The organism is Microbacterium sp. NPDC059771, from assembly GCF_042732495.1.
Taxonomy (GTDB): Bacteria; Actinomycetota; Actinomycetes; order Actinomycetales; family Microbacteriaceae; genus Microbacterium; species Microbacterium sufflavum.
On the sequence record NZ_JBHWHK010000001.1, the window covers coordinates 1,572,055 to 1,589,150 of the forward strand.

Annotated in this window: 18 protein-coding genes; 5 read left to right on the plus strand and 13 right to left on the minus strand. The window is 71.9% G+C overall.

Translation table 11 applies throughout. From position 1 onward, the window contains the following. Positions 1 to 48: 48 nt before the first annotated feature. On the minus strand, positions 49 to 348 hold the full coding sequence (locus ACFV3I_RS07480) for a Fe-S cluster assembly protein HesB (protein ID WP_136033504.1): 300 nt from the start codon (positions 346 to 348) through the stop codon (positions 49 to 51). 106 nt (positions 349 to 454) lie between these two features. Next, positions 455 to 943, minus strand: a complete 489-nt coding sequence (locus ACFV3I_RS07485) for a GNAT family N-acetyltransferase (RefSeq protein ID WP_205814405.1) — start codon at positions 941 to 943, stop codon at positions 455 to 457. A gap of 119 nt (positions 944 to 1,062) precedes the next feature. Between ACFV3I_RS07485 and ACFV3I_RS07490 the strand changes: the two genes are divergently transcribed. Continuing rightward, on the plus strand, positions 1,063 to 1,614 hold the full coding sequence (locus tag ACFV3I_RS07490) for a Dps family protein (protein ID WP_136033507.1): 552 nt from the start codon (positions 1,063 to 1,065) through the stop codon (positions 1,612 to 1,614). A 58-nt stretch (positions 1,615 to 1,672) separates the two neighbouring features. On the opposite strand, the gene ACFV3I_RS07495 is transcribed toward ACFV3I_RS07490, so the two are convergent. After that, positions 1,673 to 2,197 (minus strand): DUF6328 family protein, encoded by a 525-nt coding sequence (locus ACFV3I_RS07495; RefSeq protein ID WP_136033509.1) that lies wholly within the window; start codon positions 2,195 to 2,197, stop codon positions 1,673 to 1,675. A gap of 81 nt (positions 2,198 to 2,278) precedes the next feature. On the opposite strand from ACFV3I_RS07495, the gene ACFV3I_RS07500 reads away from it, so the two are divergent. Next, the gene (locus ACFV3I_RS07500) at positions 2,279 to 2,482 is read left to right on the plus strand and encodes a hypothetical protein (protein ID WP_247638560.1); all 204 of its coding nucleotides are present in this window, start codon (positions 2,279 to 2,281) and stop codon (positions 2,480 to 2,482) included. A gap of 22 nt (positions 2,483 to 2,504) precedes the next feature. On the opposite strand, the gene ACFV3I_RS07505 is transcribed toward ACFV3I_RS07500, so the two are convergent. Continuing rightward, entirely contained in the window at positions 2,505 to 3,080 is a 576-nt protein-coding gene (locus ACFV3I_RS07505; RefSeq protein ID WP_136036939.1) for a 1-acyl-sn-glycerol-3-phosphate acyltransferase, read from the minus strand. 22 nt (positions 3,081 to 3,102) lie between these two features. Next, on the minus strand, positions 3,103 to 3,714 hold the full coding sequence (locus ACFV3I_RS07510) for a carboxymuconolactone decarboxylase family protein (protein ID WP_247638561.1): 612 nt from the start codon (positions 3,712 to 3,714) through the stop codon (positions 3,103 to 3,105). 125 nt (positions 3,715 to 3,839) lie between these two features. Between ACFV3I_RS07510 and ACFV3I_RS07515 the strand changes: the two genes are divergently transcribed. Continuing rightward, the gene (locus ACFV3I_RS07515; protein ID WP_168387113.1) at positions 3,840 to 3,986 is read left to right on the plus strand and encodes a hypothetical protein; all 147 of its coding nucleotides are present in this window, start codon (positions 3,840 to 3,842) and stop codon (positions 3,984 to 3,986) included. Between the two features lie 29 nt (positions 3,987 to 4,015). On the opposite strand, the gene ACFV3I_RS07520 is transcribed toward ACFV3I_RS07515, so the two are convergent. Beyond that, on the minus strand, positions 4,016 to 5,491 hold the full coding sequence (locus ACFV3I_RS07520; protein ID WP_136036937.1) for an MDR family MFS transporter: 1,476 nt from the start codon (positions 5,489 to 5,491) through the stop codon (positions 4,016 to 4,018). Positions 5,492 to 5,658: 167 nt separating this feature from the next. Here ACFV3I_RS07520 and ACFV3I_RS07525 point away from each other — a divergent pair, with 167 nt between their 5' ends. Beyond that, on the plus strand, positions 5,659 to 7,755 hold the full coding sequence (locus ACFV3I_RS07525) for an ABC transporter ATP-binding protein (RefSeq protein WP_247982862.1): 2,097 nt from the start codon (positions 5,659 to 5,661) through the stop codon (positions 7,753 to 7,755). 17 nt (positions 7,756 to 7,772) lie between these two features. Here ACFV3I_RS07525 and ACFV3I_RS07530 read toward each other — a convergent pair whose 3' ends face one another. From ACFV3I_RS07530 to ACFV3I_RS07560, 7 genes are read right to left on the minus strand one after another with little or no spacing between them, the layout of a single operon-like run. Continuing rightward, positions 7,773 to 8,546, minus strand: coding sequence for an SDR family NAD(P)-dependent oxidoreductase (locus tag ACFV3I_RS07530; RefSeq protein ID WP_247638562.1), 774 nt, complete (start codon positions 8,544 to 8,546; stop codon positions 7,773 to 7,775). Positions 8,547 to 8,571: 25 nt separating this feature from the next. Next, positions 8,572 to 9,516 carry a glycosyltransferase family 2 protein gene (locus ACFV3I_RS07535; RefSeq protein ID WP_308194353.1) on the minus strand — a complete coding sequence of 315 codons (945 nt, stop codon included), beginning with the start codon at positions 9,514 to 9,516 and terminating at the stop codon, positions 8,572 to 8,574. 22 nt (positions 9,517 to 9,538) lie between these two features. Beyond that, positions 9,539 to 10,675 (minus strand): cysteine desulfurase family protein, encoded by a 1,137-nt coding sequence (locus ACFV3I_RS07540; RefSeq protein WP_247638563.1) that lies wholly within the window; start codon positions 10,673 to 10,675, stop codon positions 9,539 to 9,541. Between the two features lie 4 nt (positions 10,676 to 10,679). Beyond that, entirely contained in the window at positions 10,680 to 11,531 is an 852-nt protein-coding gene (gene nadC, locus ACFV3I_RS07545; RefSeq protein ID WP_247638564.1) for a carboxylating nicotinate-nucleotide diphosphorylase, read from the minus strand. Beyond that, positions 11,531 to 13,060: an L-aspartate oxidase gene (gene nadB, locus ACFV3I_RS07550; RefSeq protein ID WP_378822654.1), complete on the minus strand. Its 1,530-nt coding sequence runs from the start codon at positions 13,058 to 13,060 to the stop codon at positions 11,531 to 11,533. The genes nadC and nadB overlap by 1 nt, the downstream gene beginning before the upstream one ends. After that, the gene (gene nadA, locus ACFV3I_RS07555; protein ID WP_247638566.1) at positions 13,057 to 14,391 is read right to left on the minus strand and encodes a quinolinate synthase NadA; all 1,335 of its coding nucleotides are present in this window, start codon (positions 14,389 to 14,391) and stop codon (positions 13,057 to 13,059) included. The genes nadB and nadA overlap by 4 nt, the downstream gene beginning before the upstream one ends. After that, entirely contained in the window at positions 14,388 to 15,104 is a 717-nt protein-coding gene (locus tag ACFV3I_RS07560) for an NUDIX domain-containing protein (protein WP_247638567.1), read from the minus strand. The genes nadA and ACFV3I_RS07560 overlap by 4 nt, the downstream gene beginning before the upstream one ends. A gap of 267 nt (positions 15,105 to 15,371) precedes the next feature. Here ACFV3I_RS07560 and ACFV3I_RS07565 point away from each other — a divergent pair, with 267 nt between their 5' ends. Then, positions 15,372 to 17,063, plus strand: a complete 1,692-nt coding sequence (locus tag ACFV3I_RS07565; protein WP_136035501.1) for an ABC transporter substrate-binding protein — start codon at positions 15,372 to 15,374, stop codon at positions 17,061 to 17,063. The last annotated feature ends 33 nt before the right edge of the window (positions 17,064 to 17,096 follow it).

Below are 17,096 nucleotides of genomic sequence, written 5' to 3' on the forward strand. Positions count from 1 at the left end.
CGCACGGATGCCGCGACCGAGTCGGCCGCGGCATCCGGAGTCCGTGGGTCAGGCGACCTGCGGGAGCACCGCGAAGGAGACGGAGCCCTCGTCGTCGACTCCCGCGTCGAGGATCTTGTCGTCGAGAGCGGCCGCGGCCGCATCGTCGAGGAACAGGCGCGTTCCCTGGATCTCCACCACCTGATCCGCCGGTTCCGGGTCGGCCGTCACGGCGACGGCGAGGTGCGCCGCCCCTGCGTCATCCTGAGCCGGGGCGGAGTGGATCCGCAGACCCGCGTCCGGCGCGTCGTTCTGTCGACTCACGAGGGTCGAGACGATGGCGGTGGCGTTGTCGGTGAGGGTGAGCACGAAGCTCTCCTTTCCGGTCGGGTCGTGCCGCGGTCGCGACACGTGCTTCCACGATCCCCGTCACCGCCGCGAGCCTCCACCCCCTTGCGTCATCCGAGCCTCGCGTTTACTCTCGCAGCCGCTTGCGCAGGAACACCTGCGCGGTGCCGTCCCCGTCGGGCACGCGCTCGTGCTCGACGTAGCCGCACGACTCGTACAGCCGGATGTTCGCCTCGCTGAGGCTCCCCGTGAACAGCTCGGCGACCGGTGCCCGCGACGCCTGCTCCGCGGCTTCCAGCAACCGGCGGCCGATGCCCTCGCCCTGCATGTCGGGCGCGATGGCGATGCGCCCGATGAGCAGCAGGTCGTCCTTCTCGACGTACCGGATCGCGCCGACCAGCCGTCCGTCGATGCGAGCCGTGAAACCGGACTCGGACCGCAGCTCGGCCTCCAGCTCCGCGAGCGTCTGGGTCAGCGGCGGCATGTCCACGCTGCCGTAGATCGCCGCTTCCGACACGAAGGCCGCGCGCTGGACGGTCAGCACCTCGCCCGCGTCGGCGTCGCTGATAGGCGAGATCACGATCTCGGGGCCCTCGTTCTGTTCGGTGCTGGTCACGGTTCCGCCTCTCTCTGCGTCCGGGGGACTCCGCCACGTTCGACCGTGAGCCCGGCGAGTGTCAACCCCCTCGATCCGGCCAGGCGCGGGCGGCTACGGTCGCGGCAGGAGGTCACACCATGGCAGACACCAAGACGAAGAAGACCGGCGGCGCGAAGAGCGGCGCGAGCACGCGGGCCAAGACCACCCGGCAGCAGAACGCGGAGAAGGGGTTCACCGCTTCGCCCACGCTCGCCGCGAACCTGCAGGCGGTGCTCGTCGACCTGATCGAGCTCTCGCTGCAGGGCAAGCAGGCGCACTGGAACGTCGTGGGCAGGAACTTCCGCGACACGCACCGCCAGCTCGACGAGATCATCGAGGACGCGCGCACGTTCAGCGACACCATCGCGGAGCGGATGCGCGCGCTGCACGCGGTGCCGGACGGTCGCAGCGCCACCATCGCGAAGACCACCACGCTGCCCGAGTTCCCCACCGGCGAGGTCTCGACCACCGAGACGATCGACCTCGTGACCGAGCGGCTCGAGGCGACGGTGGCCACGCTGCGCGGGGTGCACGATGACGTGGACGAGGAGGACCCCACCTCGGCCGATCTGCTGCACGCCGTGATCGAGCGCCTGGAGCAGTTCGCCTGGATGGTGAGCGCCGAGAACCGCAGCCCCGCCGGCCGCTGAGGACCGGAGTGGAGAGCCATCGCCGTCGCCGTCGCGCACCCGCGCGCGGCGGCGGCGATCAGGTGTCGGCGCGAGCCCTCGCACGCGCGCGACGCAGGAATCCCGGCAGCGCCATCCACAGTCCCGTGACCAGCACGAGCGCCGCGATCAGCGCGACGAGTCCGGCGGTGCGGTTCACGGTGAAGTCGACGATGAGCGTCGTGACACCGATCGTGAGCGCACCGATCACCACCAGGTCCACCTTCACGATGCGCGCCGCGATACGGACGAGCTCCGGCTTCTGCCGGGTGCCGAACAGCGCCCGGTGCATGCCGACCGGAGCGAGGGCGAGGATGGTCGCGATCGCGGCCAGGGCCACCAGCACCACGTACAGATCGCGCTGCAGCTCGTCCATGTCGGTGAAGCGCGGCTGGAACGCCACGGCGAGCAGGAACCCGGTGAGGATCTGCGTGCCGGTCTGCATCACCCGCAGCTCCTGCAGCAGCTCATCCCAGTTGCGGTCGGCGCGCTCGTTCGGGGTCTCGTCACGGCCGTCGTCGCGGTCATCCCGATCGTCCGGGCCACGGCGTGCATCTGCTGTCATAGCCTCAGTCTCGTGGCGCGGCTCCGGTCGTGTCCAGAAGGTTGCGCCCCGGCTCGCCGCCCCCTCTCGAAAGGACTCGAAATGACGCTTCCCCCGATCGACGAGTGGTGGCCGGAGCTGTCCGACGACGCGCGCCGTGCGGTCATCGGCAGCGGCTCCCGGCACCTGGACGAGGATGTGCGCGAGGAGATCCGGGAGATCACGGGCGCCGTGGTCGGCATGATCGAGACGCTGTCCGAGGACGACCTCGCGTACGCGCGGAGGCACGCGCCGGACGACGAGTGAGCGCGCGGGAGACCCGGGGCGGTCAGGCGCTCTCGGTCTCCTCGCGCAGCCGCGGCTCGGTCCGCCGCTCGGGACGGACGCCGTGCTTGTCGGCGTAGAACGCGCGGATGCGGTCCATGTCGGCGGAGACGTCGCCGGTCAGCTCCATCGTGGGGCCGAGCCCGGTCGTCATGGTCGCGCGGTCCACGAAACCCAGGGTCACGGGCATGCCGGTCTCCCGTGCGATGCGGTAGAAGCCCGACTTCCAGTACGCGTTCCCGCCGCGGGTGCCGTCGGGCGTCACCACCAGGCCGAACACGGTCCCGGCGTGCACCTGCGCGACCACCTCGCCCACGACCCTCGCTGGGTCGGCGCGATCCACGGGGATGCCGCCGAGGCGTCGCATGATCGGGCCGCGCCAGCCGTGGAACAGGCTCTTCTTGCCCAGCCAGTGCACGTCGATGCCGAGCCGCCAGGCGATGGCGAGCATCAGGACGAAGTCCCAGTTGGAGGTGTGCGGGGCGCCGATCAGCACGGTGGGGCGGTCCGGCGCGCGGCCGCCGGCGAGCGTCCAGCGGCTGAACGCCCAGAACACGCGGGCGAGGAGTCGTCTGAGCATCCGTCCACGCTAGGGGAGCGGCCTATCGATCGGCTGGCGGTGCAGAGCCATCGGTCCGCCTCGCCGCGGTGCCACCGGTCAGGGCTTCGGTGACCGCGACGCTCAACCCCGGCATCGGATCCACCGGCACAGCGAGGGCCTGCAGCGCCCGGCTGAAGTAGTTGCGCGCCGCCGCGGCGAGGGTGATGTCGACGATCTGCCGGTCGGAGAACCCCGCGTCGCGCAGGCGCTGCGAGTCGGCGTCGGTCATGGCCTCCGGCTCGCGGGAGAGCCGCTCGGCGTACCGGATCACCGCCTGCTCCGCCGGGTCGAAGGCGCTGTCGTCGCCCTCGCCGAACGCGGCGAGCCCGGTCTCGTCGACCTGGCCGATGCGCACCGCGCGGCGTCCGTGCGCCAGGAGGCAGTGCGGCGACCCGATCGCGCGGGCGGCGCCGAGCGTGGCCGCCTCGTACACGCGGACGCCGATCGACGGCACCACCGCGTGGACGAGGGCCTCGAAGGCCGCGTAGGCCTCCGGGTTCACGGCCATCGCCTGGGTGTGGGCGAAGACGAAGCCGTCCTCGGCGATGTCGCTGTCGTACATGGCGGCGACGGGACCTTCGGCGGTGGCCGCCATCGGGGTGCGGATGATCATGTCGACTCCCTCGTCCGGGCCCGCCGGAGGGGCGTTGACCCGCATCACCCGGAAGGATACGCCCGACTGCGCACCGCGGGTAGGGCCGCGGAGCCGTCCCTCTCCGGCGGGCGTACCATCGAAGGATGACCGAGAAGACGCCGCGCAACGCCGAGCAGGAGACCGCGCCCGTGCTGCAGCCGCTCCCCGCCGCGCTCGAGGTGCTCGACGGGGATGCCGTCGGCTTCTGCAGCAACGGCGTCTGCCACCTCCCCGCGCCGTCGACGCGGTAGGCGACAGACGCCGTCACACCCGGGCGGTGTCAGTGGCCCCCGTGGCCGCCCTCACCGGCATCGTCGGCGGGCTTGCGCACGAACGGGCTGAGCGCCACCGCCGCGAGCGAGATGATCGCCGCGATGAGGAACGCCATGCGTGCACCGGGTGCCCCCGCGACCGCCCGCGACAGACCCTCGTCTTCTCCCGCGTGCAGGATCGCCGAGTACGTGACCGTGAGCAGCGCGACTCCGGCCGCACCGCCCACCTGCTGCAGCGTGTTGAGGACGGCCGAGCCGTGCGAGTACAGCGACCGGTGCAGCGAGCCCAGCGACGAGGAGAACAGCGGGGTGAACGACATCGCGAGTCCGACCGACATGGCCGCCTGCACGATGATGAGCAGCCACCACACGGTGTGCTCGCCCACGGTGGAGTAGAAGAACAGCGCCGCCGAGACCAGGATCGTGCCGGGGATGAGCAGCGGGCGCGTGCCCTTCGCGTCGTACACGCGGCCCATCACCGGACCGAGCAGGCCCATCAGGACGGAACCCGGGAGCAGGATCAGCCCCGACTCCAGAGCCGTGAGACCCGCCACGTTCTGCAGATACTGCGGGAGCAGCGTGAGCGTGCCGAACATCGACAGCGCCAGGATGGTCATGATGATCACCGCGAGCGAGAAGTTGCCGACGCGGAACACCCGGAGGTCGAGCAGGGCGTCGTCCACGCGCTGCAGCACCAGCTGACGCCACACGAACAGCGCGAGCGACACGGCGCCGACCGACAGCGCGATCACGCCCGCCGTGCCGCCCGAGCCGCCCTCGCCGCCGAACTGGCTGAGTCCGAACACGATGCCGCCGAAGCCGAGCGCCGCGAGCGGGATCGACAGCACGTCGAGCGGAGCCTTGCGGGTCTCGCCCAGGTTCGTCATCCACTTCACGCCCATGCCGAGCGACACGAGGGCGATGGGCAGCACGATCGCGAACAGCGCCCGCCAGTTGAACGCATCGAGCACGGCGCCGGCGAGCGTCGGGCCGATGGCGGGGGCGAGCGAGATCACGAGGCCGACCCGGCCCATCATGCGGCCGCGCGACTGCGGCGGCACGACGTTCATGATCGTCGTCATCAGCAGCGGCATCATGATGCCGGTGCCCGCGGCCTGGATCACCCGGCCGACCAGCAGCACCGAGAAGCCGGGCGCGACCAGCGCGACCAGGGTGCCCAGCGAGAAGGCCGTCATCGCGGCGATGAAGACCTGACGGGTCGTGAAGCGCTGCAGGATGAAGCCGGTCGTCGGGATGACGACCGCCATGGTGAGCATGAAGGCGCTCGTGAGCCACTGCCCGAGCTCGGGCGGGATGCCCAGGTCGGTGTTGAGGTGCGGGATCGCGATCCCCATCGTGGTCTCGTTGAGGATGGCGACGAAGGCCGCGACGAGCAGGAGCCAGATCACGCGCATGTCGCGGCGGGGGATCTCACCGCTCTGTGCGGGAGGCGTCGAGATGGAGCCGGTATCGACGGCAGACATGGGCGGCCTCCAGGGCATCGAGGGGGAAGGAAGGCGCGAGAGTTCGCAGGAGTCACTCAGCGTAACGGGTGCCGCGGACATTTCATTCCGATCCCTGTGATATCCGCTCAGGGCGGAGATCCGCGGGCGGCGACGTCGGCGCCCGTGGGTACGCTTGCGCCATGAGCATGGGCGGTATGGGCGGCGGGCCACGGGCCGGGTTCCGTGGGGTCGACGAGGAGGCCCAGCGCCGCCAGAACGCCGAGGCTCCGCGCATCGAGGGCCTGGGCAGCCGCGTGGTCGCGCTGTTCAGCGCCTACCGGTGGCGCATCCTCGTGACGGGCGTGCTGGTGGTCGTGGGAGCGGGCATCGCGGTCATCCCGCCGTTGCTGGTGCAGCGCATCTTCGACGACGCACTCTTCCCGGTCGACGGCGGCGGCCCTCACCTGCAGCTGCTGGCCTGGCTCGTGGGCGCGATGGTCGCCCTGTTCCTGCTCTCGGCCGGACTCGGCGTCGTGCAGACGTGGCTCACCGCGACCGTCGGCAACAGCGTCACGGGCGACCTGCGGGTGCGCCTTTTCGAGCACCTGCAGGCGATGGAGCTCGGGTTCTTCACCCGTACCAAGACCGGGGTCATCCAGTCGCGCCTGCAGAACGACGTCGGCGGGGTGTCCGGCGTGCTCACCAACACCGTCACGAGCATCCTCGGCAATGCCGTCACCGTGATCGCCTCGCTCGTCGCGATGATCCTGATCGACTGGCGTCTCACCCTGATCGCGGTCGTGCTGATGCCGTTCCTCGTGCTCGTCCAGCGCCGCGTCGGCCAGGTGCGGGCGCGCATCGCGGGGGAGACGCAGGAGTCGCTGTCGGAGCTCACGTCGATCACGCAGGAGACGCTGAGCGTGTCGGGCATGCTGCTCTCCAAGGCGTTCAACCGGCAGCGCACCGAGTCGGAGCGCTACCAGGCGGAGAACCGCAACCAGGTGGTCCTCCAGGTGCGCCGCGCGATGAGCGGTCAGGGCTTCTTCGCGGTCGTGCAGGTGATCATGGCCAGCGTCCCCGCCGTCATCTATCTCGTGTCCGGGTTCTTCATCGCGGGCGGCACCGGTGCCATCACCGCCGGCACCATCGTGGCGTTCACGACCGTGCAGGCCCGGCTGCTCATGCCGCTGATGGGGCTCATGCGCGTCTCGCTCGACCTGCAGACGTCCTCCGCGCTGTTCGCGCGCATCTTCGAGTACCTCGACCTGGTGCCCGAGATCACCGACGCGCCCGACGCGATCACGGTCGACCGGGCGCCGGGGCCGCGCGGTCGCGTGGAGTTCGCCGACGTGGTGTTCCGCTACCCGGATGCCGCGCCCGACGCCCGACCCACGCTGCACGGCGTGTCGTTCGTGGCGGAGCCGGGGCAGCACGTGGCGTTCGTCGGGCCGTCCGGGGCGGGCAAGACCACGATCATCTACCTCGCACCGCGCCTGTACGAAGCCACGGAGGGCACCGTCCTGTTCGCCGGCGCCGACGTGCGCACGCTGCGGCAGGAGTCGATCATCGACGACGTGGGCATCGTGTCGCAGGAGACCTACCTCTTCCATGCGACCATCCGCGAGAACCTCCTGTACGCCAAGCCGGACGCGACCGAGCAGGAGCTGATCGCCGCCTGCACCGCGGCCAACATCCACCACATCATCAGCGGGTTCGAGAAGGGCTACGACACCGTGGTCGGCGAACGCGGCTACCGGTTGTCCGGCGGGGAGAAGCAGCGGATCGCGATCGCGCGCGTCCTGCTCAAGGACCCGCCGGTGCTGCTGCTCGACGAGGCGACCTCGGCGCTCGACACCGTGTCGGAACGCGTCGTGCAGGAGGCGCTGGACGAGGCGGCGAAGGGACGCACGACCCTCTCGATCGCGCACCGGCTGTCCACCGTCATGGGCGCCGACGTGATCCACGTGATCGATGCCGGCCGCATCGTCGAGTCCGGCACGCACGCCGAGCTGCTGGCGCAGGGCGGGCTCTACGCCGAGCTCGCGGCGCAGCAGGTGGCGGCCTCGCGCGTGCTCACCGTCGAGGCGGAGATCGAGGAAGACGACGCGGGGGAGCCCGCGACCGGGGGCGTGCGGGCGGCGCTCGACGCCCGCCGTGCCGACCGCGCACCGGACGACGCGGCTGCGGCGGACGCCGTCACCGCACTCGCGACCGCGGCTCCGCTGATCACGCCGTCCGCACCGGCGGCGGCCACCGGGGTCACGACGCCCGACCCCGACGAGTCCGCCCTCCCCGAGGCCTGAGCGCCGGGGCGGCGGCGTCAGTGCACGGACAGGCCGCCGTCGACGAACAGCGAGTGCCCGGTGACGTAGGCCGAGCCCGCACCGGCGAGGAACACCGCGGCGCCCGCGAAGTCGCTCGGCAGTCCGTTGCGTCCGATCATGGTGCGCGCGGCGAGGGCCGCGATGGTGTCGGGGTCCTGCTGCAGCCGGGCGTTCAGCGGGGTGAGCACGAACCCGGGCACCAGGGTGTTGCTCGTGACTCCGGTGCCACCCCAGGCCTCGGCTTCGGAGCGCATGAGCGACTCGACCGCGCCCTTCGACGCGCCGTACACGCCGCTGCCCACGAAAGCCCGGTGCGCCTGCTGCGAGCTGATGTGGATGAGCCGTCCGTAGCCGCGGGACGCCATGCCCCTCGCGTACCGCTGGCCGAGCAGGAACGGCGCCAGCGCGTTGACCGTCATGGTCGCGTCCCAGTCGTCCTGCGTGATCTCGGCGTAGGGCGGCCGGAGGTTGATGCCCGCCGAGTTCACCAGGATGTCCGGCTCGCCGAACGGCTCCGCGGCCGCGGCGGCCGCGGCGTGGATGCCGTCGCGCGTGCCCAGGTCGCCGACGACCCCGGCCGCGCGGGCGCCGTGACCGCGCAGCTCCTCGACGGTCTCGCGGATGCGCTCCTCGCCACGGGCGACGATCACGGTCGCGGCGCCCGCGCGGGCGAGTGCGGTGGCGATGCCGCGGCCGATGCCGGAGCTGCCGCCGGTCACCACGGCCGTGCGACCGTCGAGCGAGAACAGCGAGTCGAGGTAGGCGTTCATGCGGGCGGCCTTTCGGGGGTCGGGCTCACCAGTTCAGGGCGTCGGCGAGCGCGGGATCGGGAGCGGCGTCGGCGAACTCCGGCAGCGCCCGCAGCTCGGCCAGGAACGCCTGCACCTCGGCGTCGTACGCCGGGTCGGGGTGCGTACGGGCGATGTCGAGCAGGGGAGGGACGTCCATCGCCAGGATGAGGTCGAGGCGGGCGGTGACGGCGGCGTGCTCCCCGGCGGCGTGCAGCACCGCGATCCCGCCGCGGAGGGCCGTGAGGTAGTCGCGGAGCACGGGGAGCTGGGCCTTGCTCTGCGTGATCGACGTGCCGTCGGCCCTGACCCGCCACTCGACGACGACGTCGGGGATGACGTCGAACGCCCCGGCGCGGGTGTACAGGGTCTGCGCGACGACCTGGTCCTCGTAGGCGACGCCCTCGGGGAAGCGGAGGTCGGTCCACAGCGGGGTCCTGCTCACCTTCGACCACGCGACGATGTTCGACGCGGCCGCGGGGTGCTCGGCAAGCGTGGTGCCGCGTCGCTCGGGGGCGGTGGCGGCGGCGACCCACGGCTGCACGCGCCCCGCGACGTAGCGGTCGCCCTGCCACCGCGACCGCACGTACGCGCCGGCGGCGAGGTCGCTCCCGGTCTCCTCGAGCGTGCCGAGCAGCCGGGCGAGCGCCGTGGGGCGCAGTTCGTCGTCGGCGTCGAGGAACCCGGTGTACGGGGTGTCCACGAGCGAGAGGCCCACGTTGCGCGCGGCACCGAGGCCGCGGGAGGCGGCGTGACGCATCGACGTGAACCGCGGATCCGCGGCCGCGGCGGCGTCGAAGATCGCGCCCGTGTCGTCGGTCGAGCCGTCGTCGATGAGGATGGCACGCCAGCGTCGCTCGGTCTGCGCGCGCAGCGAGTCGAGCGCGGCGCGGGCGAAGGCGGCGATGTCGCGTCCTGGCACGACCAGGGTCACGAGCGGGGCGTCGGTCACCAGCCGAGTCTAGAGCCGCAGCTCACCCCCGGACGGCGTCCACGGAGGCGGCGACGAGGGCGGCGAGGCGCTCCGGCGCGTCGTCCGGGAGGGGGGCGCGCCCGAACGTGAAGCGCACCGAGGTCTGGGCGACCGCGGGGTCGAGGCCGCACGCGAGCAGCACGTGCGACGGCTCGTCGCTGCCCGCCGCGCACGCGGAGCCGCTGGACGAGATGACGCCGCGCCGCTCCAGCTCCAGCAGCACCGCCTCGCCGCTCACCCCCGCGATCGTGAAGCTGGCCGTGGCGGGCAGACGGCGCACGGGGTCACCCGTGAGCGCCGCCTCCGGCACCCGCCTCAGCAGCTCGGCGATGAAGCGTCCGGTCGCGGCGCCGATCCGCGCCCCCGCGACCTCGCGTTCCCGTTCGGCGAGGTCGAGCGCGGTCGCCAGGCCCACGGCGCCCGCGACGTCGGCGGTGCCCGAGCGGCGCCCGCGCTCCTGTCCGCCGCCGTGCAGCAGCGGCTCCAGGGGCAGGCGGCCACGCACCGCGAGCGCGCCCGTGCCCTTGGGGGCGCCCAGCTTGTGCCCGGCGATCGACACCGCGTCGGCGCCGAGGTCGCGCAGCGGCAGCCAGCCCGCCGACTGCACGGCGTCGAGGTGCAGCGGCACTCCCCGCGCACGGGCGACCGCGGCAAGGGCCTCGACGTCCTGCACCGTGCCGATCTCGTTGTTCGCGTGCCCCAGCGCGACCAGTGCCGTGTCATCGCGGAGCGCGGCGGCGAGGGCCTCGGTGGTGACGCGGCCGTCCGGCCCCACGTCGAGCGCCGTCACCTCCACGTCGTGGAACCGCGCGAGGAACGCGGCCGACTCCAGGATCGACTCGTGCTCGATCGGCGACACCACGACGTGCCGGCGCCCCGAGCTCAGCGCGCCGAGCACCAGTCCCTTCACCGCGAGGTTGTTCGCCTCGGTGCCGCCGCTGGTGAACACGACGTCGCCGCGGCGCATCCCGAGCACGTGCGCGACCCTGGCCCTGGCGTCCTCGAGGGCCTCCGCCGCCGCCTCTCCCGCGGTGTGGTGGCTGGCGGGGTTGCCGTACACCGTCGTGAGGTACGGCTGCATCGCGGCCAGCACCTCCGGGCGGACGGGGGAGGTGGCGGCGTGGTCGAGGTACAGCACGGCGTCAGTCGATCCGCAGATCCAGGCCGAGATCGAGCGCGCGGGCCGAGTGGGTGAGCGCCCCGACGGAGATGATGTCCACTCCCGTGCGGGCGATCGCGGCCACGGTGTCGAGGTCGACGCCGCCCGAAGCCTCCGCGGTCGCGCGACCGTCGATCAGCGCGACACCGGCGCGCAGCTCGTCCGGGGTGAAGTTGTCCAGCAGCACCGTGTGCGCGCCGCCGTCGAGCACCGCGGGGATCTGGTCGAGCCGGTCGACCTCGACCACGACGTGCGCGGTGTGCGGCAGTCGCGCCACGGCCTCGCGCAGCGCCGACGCCAGGTCGAGACCGGTGCGCTGCAGCACCGCGAGGTGGTTGTCCTTCGCCATGACCGCGTCTGACAGGGAGAAGCGGTGGTTGCGGCCACCCCCGCAGGCGACGGCGTGGCGCTCGAACGCCCGGAGCCCCGGGGTGGTCTTCCTGGTGTCGCCGATGCGGGCGCGCGTGCCCTCGATCGCCGCGACGTACGCGGCGGTGAGGGTCGCGATGCCCGACATGCGCTGCGTGAAGTTCAGCGCCACCCGCTCGGCGGTCAGCAGGCTGCGGGCGGCTCCGGTCACGGTCGCGAGCACGTCACCCGCAGCGAACGCGTCGCCCTCGCCCACGTGCAGGTCCACGGTGACCTCCGGGTCGGTGAGGGTGAAGGCGGCGGCGAACACCTCTCCGCCGCTGAACACCCCGGGCTCGCGGGCGACGAGGTCGGCGGTCGCGGTGGCGTCGGCGGGCAGCAGCGTCGCACTGGTCAGGTCGCCCCACGGGGCGTCCTCCTCGAGGGCGGCGCCGACCACGCGGGTGAGGGTGGCACGGGTGAGCATCAGACGGTCTCCAGGATCGGGGGACGGGCGGTGGCGGGGGCGGCGGGCTCCGCGTCCGCGCGGTGGTGGGCGCCGACCGAGATGCGGCGCGCCAGGGCAGCGGCGGCCGTGGCCTCCGCGACGTGCAGCAGGTGGGCGTCCTCGTGGTCGCGCGCGCTCTGCGGCGGCTGCTGCGCGATGATCCAGCCGCGGATGGTGCCGAGGGCGCGCTCGAGTCCCCGCGCTGTGCGGTGGAGTCCGACCTCGTCCCACATCAGCTGCTGCAGGGCGCGGCGCGCGAACGGCGGGGTGCCGGTGGTCGCCGTCGGCTCCGTGGCGGGTGTCGCGGTCGCCCGCGGCGTCGTGGGGCCGGGGTGGACACCGGCGGGCCAGGGACCGGCGAGGGCCGCAGCCGCCCGTGCGCCGAACACCGCACCCTCCAGGAGGGAGTTCGACGCGAGGCGGTTCGCGCCGTGCACCCCGGTACGGGCCACCTCGCCCACCGCGTAGAGCCCGCGGATCGTGGTGCGTCCGTCGAGGTCGGTCACGACGCCGCCCATCAGGTAGTGCGCAGCCGGGGTCACCGGGAGCGGCTCGCGAGACCAGTCGAAGCCCCGCTCGCGGGTGACACGGTCGATCGTGGGGAAGCGGCGCGCGAGGGTCGCAGCTCCCAGCATCGTGGCGTCGAGGCGCACCGGCACGTCCTGTCGCGCGGCCTGTGCGGCGATCGCCCGCGCGACCACGTCCCGCGGCGCCAGCTCGCCGTCGGGGTGGCTGTCGAAGACGAACCGCCGTCCGTCGGCGTCGAGCAGCACCGCCCCTTCGCCGCGCACGGCCTCCGAGATGAGGAACGCCGGGCCGCTCGCGAGCACGGTGGGGTGGAACTGCACGAACTCCAGGTCGGCGACCGCGGCCCCCGCGGCCAGGGCCACGGCGATCCCGTCGCCCGTGACCCCGGCGGGGTTGGTGGTGTGGGCGTACAGCTGTCCGTCGCCCCCGGTCGCGAGGATCACGGCGTCGGCGGTCCGCACGGTGGGGTGGTCGTCGTGGAGCAGCTCCACGCCGCGCACGGTGCCGTCCGCCACGGTGAGCCCGGTGAGCATCGCCCGTTCGACCGGGGCGATCCCCGCCCGGCGCACGGCCGCGGTGAGGGCGGTCGCGATGGCGGCACCCGTGGCGTCTCCGCCCGCGTGGAGGATGCGCGCGTGGCTGTGCGCCGCCTCCCTCCCGCGCTGGAGGCTGCCGTCGGCGGCGCGGTCGAACGCGACGCCCCGGGCGATGAGCTCCGCGATGCGGGCGGAGCTCGCGGCCACGAGCGTCTCGACGGCGGGGCGGTCGCCGAGTCCGGCTCCGGCGGTGAGGGTGTCGTCCGCGTGCGCGGCCGGGGAGTCGTCCGGCCCGTAGCCGCCCGCGATCCCGCCCTGCGCGAGCGGTGTGCAGCCCTCGCCGACCTCGCCCTTCGTCACGAGCGTCACGGTGTGGCCCGCCTCGTGCGCGTGCAGGGCCGCGGTCATGCCCGCGATGCCCGCTCCGACGACGACGACGTTCATCGCGCGCCGGCTGCCGGGGGCTTGGCGGCGAGCATGCGCTCGAGGGCGACCCTGGCCGGTTCCGCGACGTCCTGGGCCACCGTGATCCGGTTGGGCGTGCGTCCCGCGACCAGCTCCTCCAGCGTCCAGGCGAGGTAGCCGGGGTGGATGCGGTACATGGTCGAGCAGGGGCACACCACGGGGTCGAGGCAGAAGATCCGGTGCTGCGGGTACTGCGCGGCGAGGCGGCGCACGAGGTTGATCTCGGTGCCGATCGCGAACGTCGTCGGCGTGGTGGCCTCGTCGATCGCGCGGCGGATGTACTCGGTCGATCCGGCCTCGTCGGCGGCGTCCACCACCTCCATCGGACACTCCGGGTGGACGATCACGCGCACGCCGGGGTGCTCGGCGCGGGCCTGGTCGATCTGCGCGACCGTGAAGCGGCGGTGCACGGAGCAGAAGCCGTGCCACAGGATGACGCGCGCGTCGCTGAGCTCGTCGGGCGTGGAGCCGCCGAGCGCTCGCCGCGGGTTCCACAGCGGCATGCGCTCCAGCGGCACGCCCATGGCCTTGGCGGTGTTGCGGCCGAGGTGCTGGTCGGGGAAGAACAGCACGCGCTGTCCGCGCGCGAACGCCCATTCGAGCACGGTGTGCGCGTTGGAGGAGGTGCAGACGATGCCGCCGTGTCGCCCGACGAAGCCCTTGATCGCGGCGGACGAGTTCATGTAGGTGACAGGGATCACGGGCACGCGGCCGTCCGCGTCCGGCGTGTCGAGGTCGCCCAGCACGTCGGCGAGCTGCTCCCAGCACTCCTCGACCTGGTCGATGTCGGCCATGTCCGCCATCGAGCATCCGGCGGCGAGGTTCGGCAGGATGACGGACTGCTCGGGGCGCGACAGGAGGTCGGCGGTCTCGGCCATGAAGTGCACACCGCAGAACACGATCGCCTCCGCGTCGGTCCGGCCCTTGGCGGCCGTGGCGAGCTGGAAGGAGTCGCCCACGTAGTCGGCGTGCGTGACGACCTCTTCGCGCTGGTAGAAGTGCCCGAGGATCACCACGCGGTCGCCCAGGGTCGCCTTGGCGGCACGGATGCGGTCGTGGAGCTCGGCCTCCGGTGCCTCGCGGTATTCGGCGGGCAGTTCGCCCTGGCGGGGAGCGCCGGTGGGGATCACATCGCCCATGGACGACCCCGGGCCGTAGCCCGGGCGGATGTCGAAGTCCCAGGGGCCGGCCGCGAGGTCGGTGGTGCAGGTGGCCTCGGTCGACGCGCCGGTGACGATCGCCTGGATCGCGTGGTCGACCGAGGCGTCCACGGGCAGGACGGCGGGAGTCGGGACGGCGGTGATGCTCATCGGGTGCTCGTTTCTTCGGGGCCGAGGGGGCCGCGGTCGGCCAGCTCGACATCGGTGTTGTCGCGGTACAGACGGGCGGGACGGTGGCTTCCGGTGCGGAACCGGTCGGTGGGCAGGAGGTTGCCGGCGGCCTCCACCTGACGGCGGAAGTTCGCGGGGTCGAGCTGGCGGCCGAGGATCGACTCGTACGCCTCGCGGAGCTCGGCGAGCGTGAACTCCGCGGGCAGGAAGCCCTGTGCGACGCGGCTGTAGCCGACTTTGTTGCGCAGGCGCCACAGGGCGTACTCGATGATCTTGGCGTGGTCGAACGCCAGTGCGGGGAGCTCGTCGACCTCGAACCACTGCACGTTCTCCGGCGCGCGTCCGCTGGCGCGGTGGGCGGCGATCTGGGCTTCGACGTCGTCCTGTCGCAGCAGGGCCCAGTACACGATCGAGACGACGCGCGTGGGGGAGCGGTCGACGGCGCCGAACGCGTAGAGCTGCTCGAGGTAGCTGGGCGCGAGGCCCGTGGTCTCCGCGAGCGTGCGGGCGGCGGCGTCGACCGGGGATTCCTCGGCGGTGAGCCAGCCGCCGGGGAGCGCCCACTGCTGCGCGAACGGCTCGCGCGTGCGGAGCACGAGGGGGAGGGCGAGCACGGCGCGGCCGTCGTCGGTGCGCCGCAGCGTCAGGATCACGGTCGAGACGGCGACGCGGATGGGCTGGCTTCGAGTCATAGGCACCTTAACCTCCGTGAACGATCTTAGTGTCATAGCGACCCTTAGGGCGACTCCATGACGCCGTGGGTCCAGCGAGTCCGAAACGTTATCTGCGGGAGGGAATAGGGCTTGTCCGGCTCGAAGGGGTTTGTTAGGTTACTGTCCTAACAAACCCCTTCGAGGTGACGTCCGTCTCCTCCTCCCGGGTTTCCCGTGAACCCCGACCGGGGTTCGGCTCCATCCGGAGAATCCCTCCTGCAGTGCAGCACCGAGAGGAAATGAAGAATGATCCGTAAGGGAAAGCGCGGTATCGCGCTCACGGCGGTCGCGGGGGCCTCGGTCCTCGCGCTGGGACTCACCGCCTGCGGTGGCGGGGGAGGCGAAGGCGGCAACGCCGACGGCGACCGCGCCCTCCGCGTCTGGGCCGGCAGCACGACGCCGATCACCACGAACTACAACCCCTTCGCCCCGAACGTGCTCCACGGCGCACTCGGTCCGATCTACGAGCCCCTGTTCTTCTACAACAAGACCAAGGATGAGGAGCCGATCGGCCTCATCGGCGAGTCCTTCGAGTACAACGAGGACGGCACGCAGATCACGGTGAAGATCAAGCCCGATCTGAAGTGGAGCGACGGCGAGCCCCTCACGGCCTCCGACGTCGCCTTCACCTTCAAGTACGAGGCCAACAACCCCGAGGGCAACAATCTGGTCTCCGCCGAGGCGACGGACGACACCACCGTCGTGCTCACGTACGGCATCGCGCAGTACACCACGGAATTCCAGCGGATGGGCTCGAGCTACATCCTCCCCGAGCACATCTGGAAGGACGTGGACGACTTCGCGAACTTCACCAACGAGGAGCCGGTCGGGTCGGGCCCGTACGTCGTCGACAAGACCACGAGCGAGTCCTACACCCTAGTCGCGAATGAGAACTACCGCGACGCCGACGAGCTGGCCATCAAGAAGGTCCAGTACATCGCCGTCGACAACAACCAGACGGCGCAGGATCTCGTCGCCGCGGGCGAGCTGGACTGGACCGGCATGTTCATCCCCAACCCGGACGACGTGACCGGCAACGGCAAGATCGAGTGGATCAACACGCCGCAGGACCCGACCGTGCTGTACACGTGCTCGAACGCCGAGCTCGGCTGCACGGGTCCGCAGACCGACGTCGCCGTGCGTCAGGCGCTGAACGTCGCGATCGACCGCGCCACCATCAAGGAGAAGGCGTTCGTCGGCCTCACCGCCGACATCTCGCCCGCCTACACGCTGCTCCCGCGGGATGAGAAGTGGCTCACGGACGACGCGTACGAGGTCAGTCCGCAGGAGGCGAACGTCGAGGAAGCCGCGTCGATCCTCGAGGCGGCCGGCTACACCAAGGGCTCGTCGGGCATCTACGAGAAGGCCGGCGTGCCGGTCGAGTTGAGCCTGATCTCGGTCGACGGGTGGACGGACTACAACGACGCCGCGAAGCTGATCGCCGAGCAGGCGGAGAAGGCCGGCATCAAGGTCACCACGTCCACCGTGCAGTGGCAGGAGTTCGTCGACGCCCGTCAGTCCGGCCAGTTCCAGCTGATCGTCGGCGGGGTCATCGGCACCACCATCGCCGACCCGTTCCAGATCTACCGTGACTGGTTCGGCGGCACCGCGGTGCAGTCCACCAGCCCGGTCGGGACGGAGATCCCCCCGGGGCGCTGGAACTTCAGCCGCTACAGCAACCCCGCCGTCGACGCGGCCATCCAGCAGGCCATCAGCACCGAGGACGAGGGGGAGCGCAAGCAGCTCTACGCCACGATCCAGGACGCGATCGTCAACGACGTGCCCTACATCCCGCTGGTGATCAACGCCACGCAGACCTTCTACAACACGAAGGACTACACCGGCTGGCCGACGGAGGAGAACCTCTACGCGTTCCCGCCGTCCTGGGGTGCCATCGCCGCCGGCTACGTGCTGACGCAGATCAAGCCGGCCGGCTGAGCGAAGGAGTCGGGGAAGCAGGAAGTCAGGACA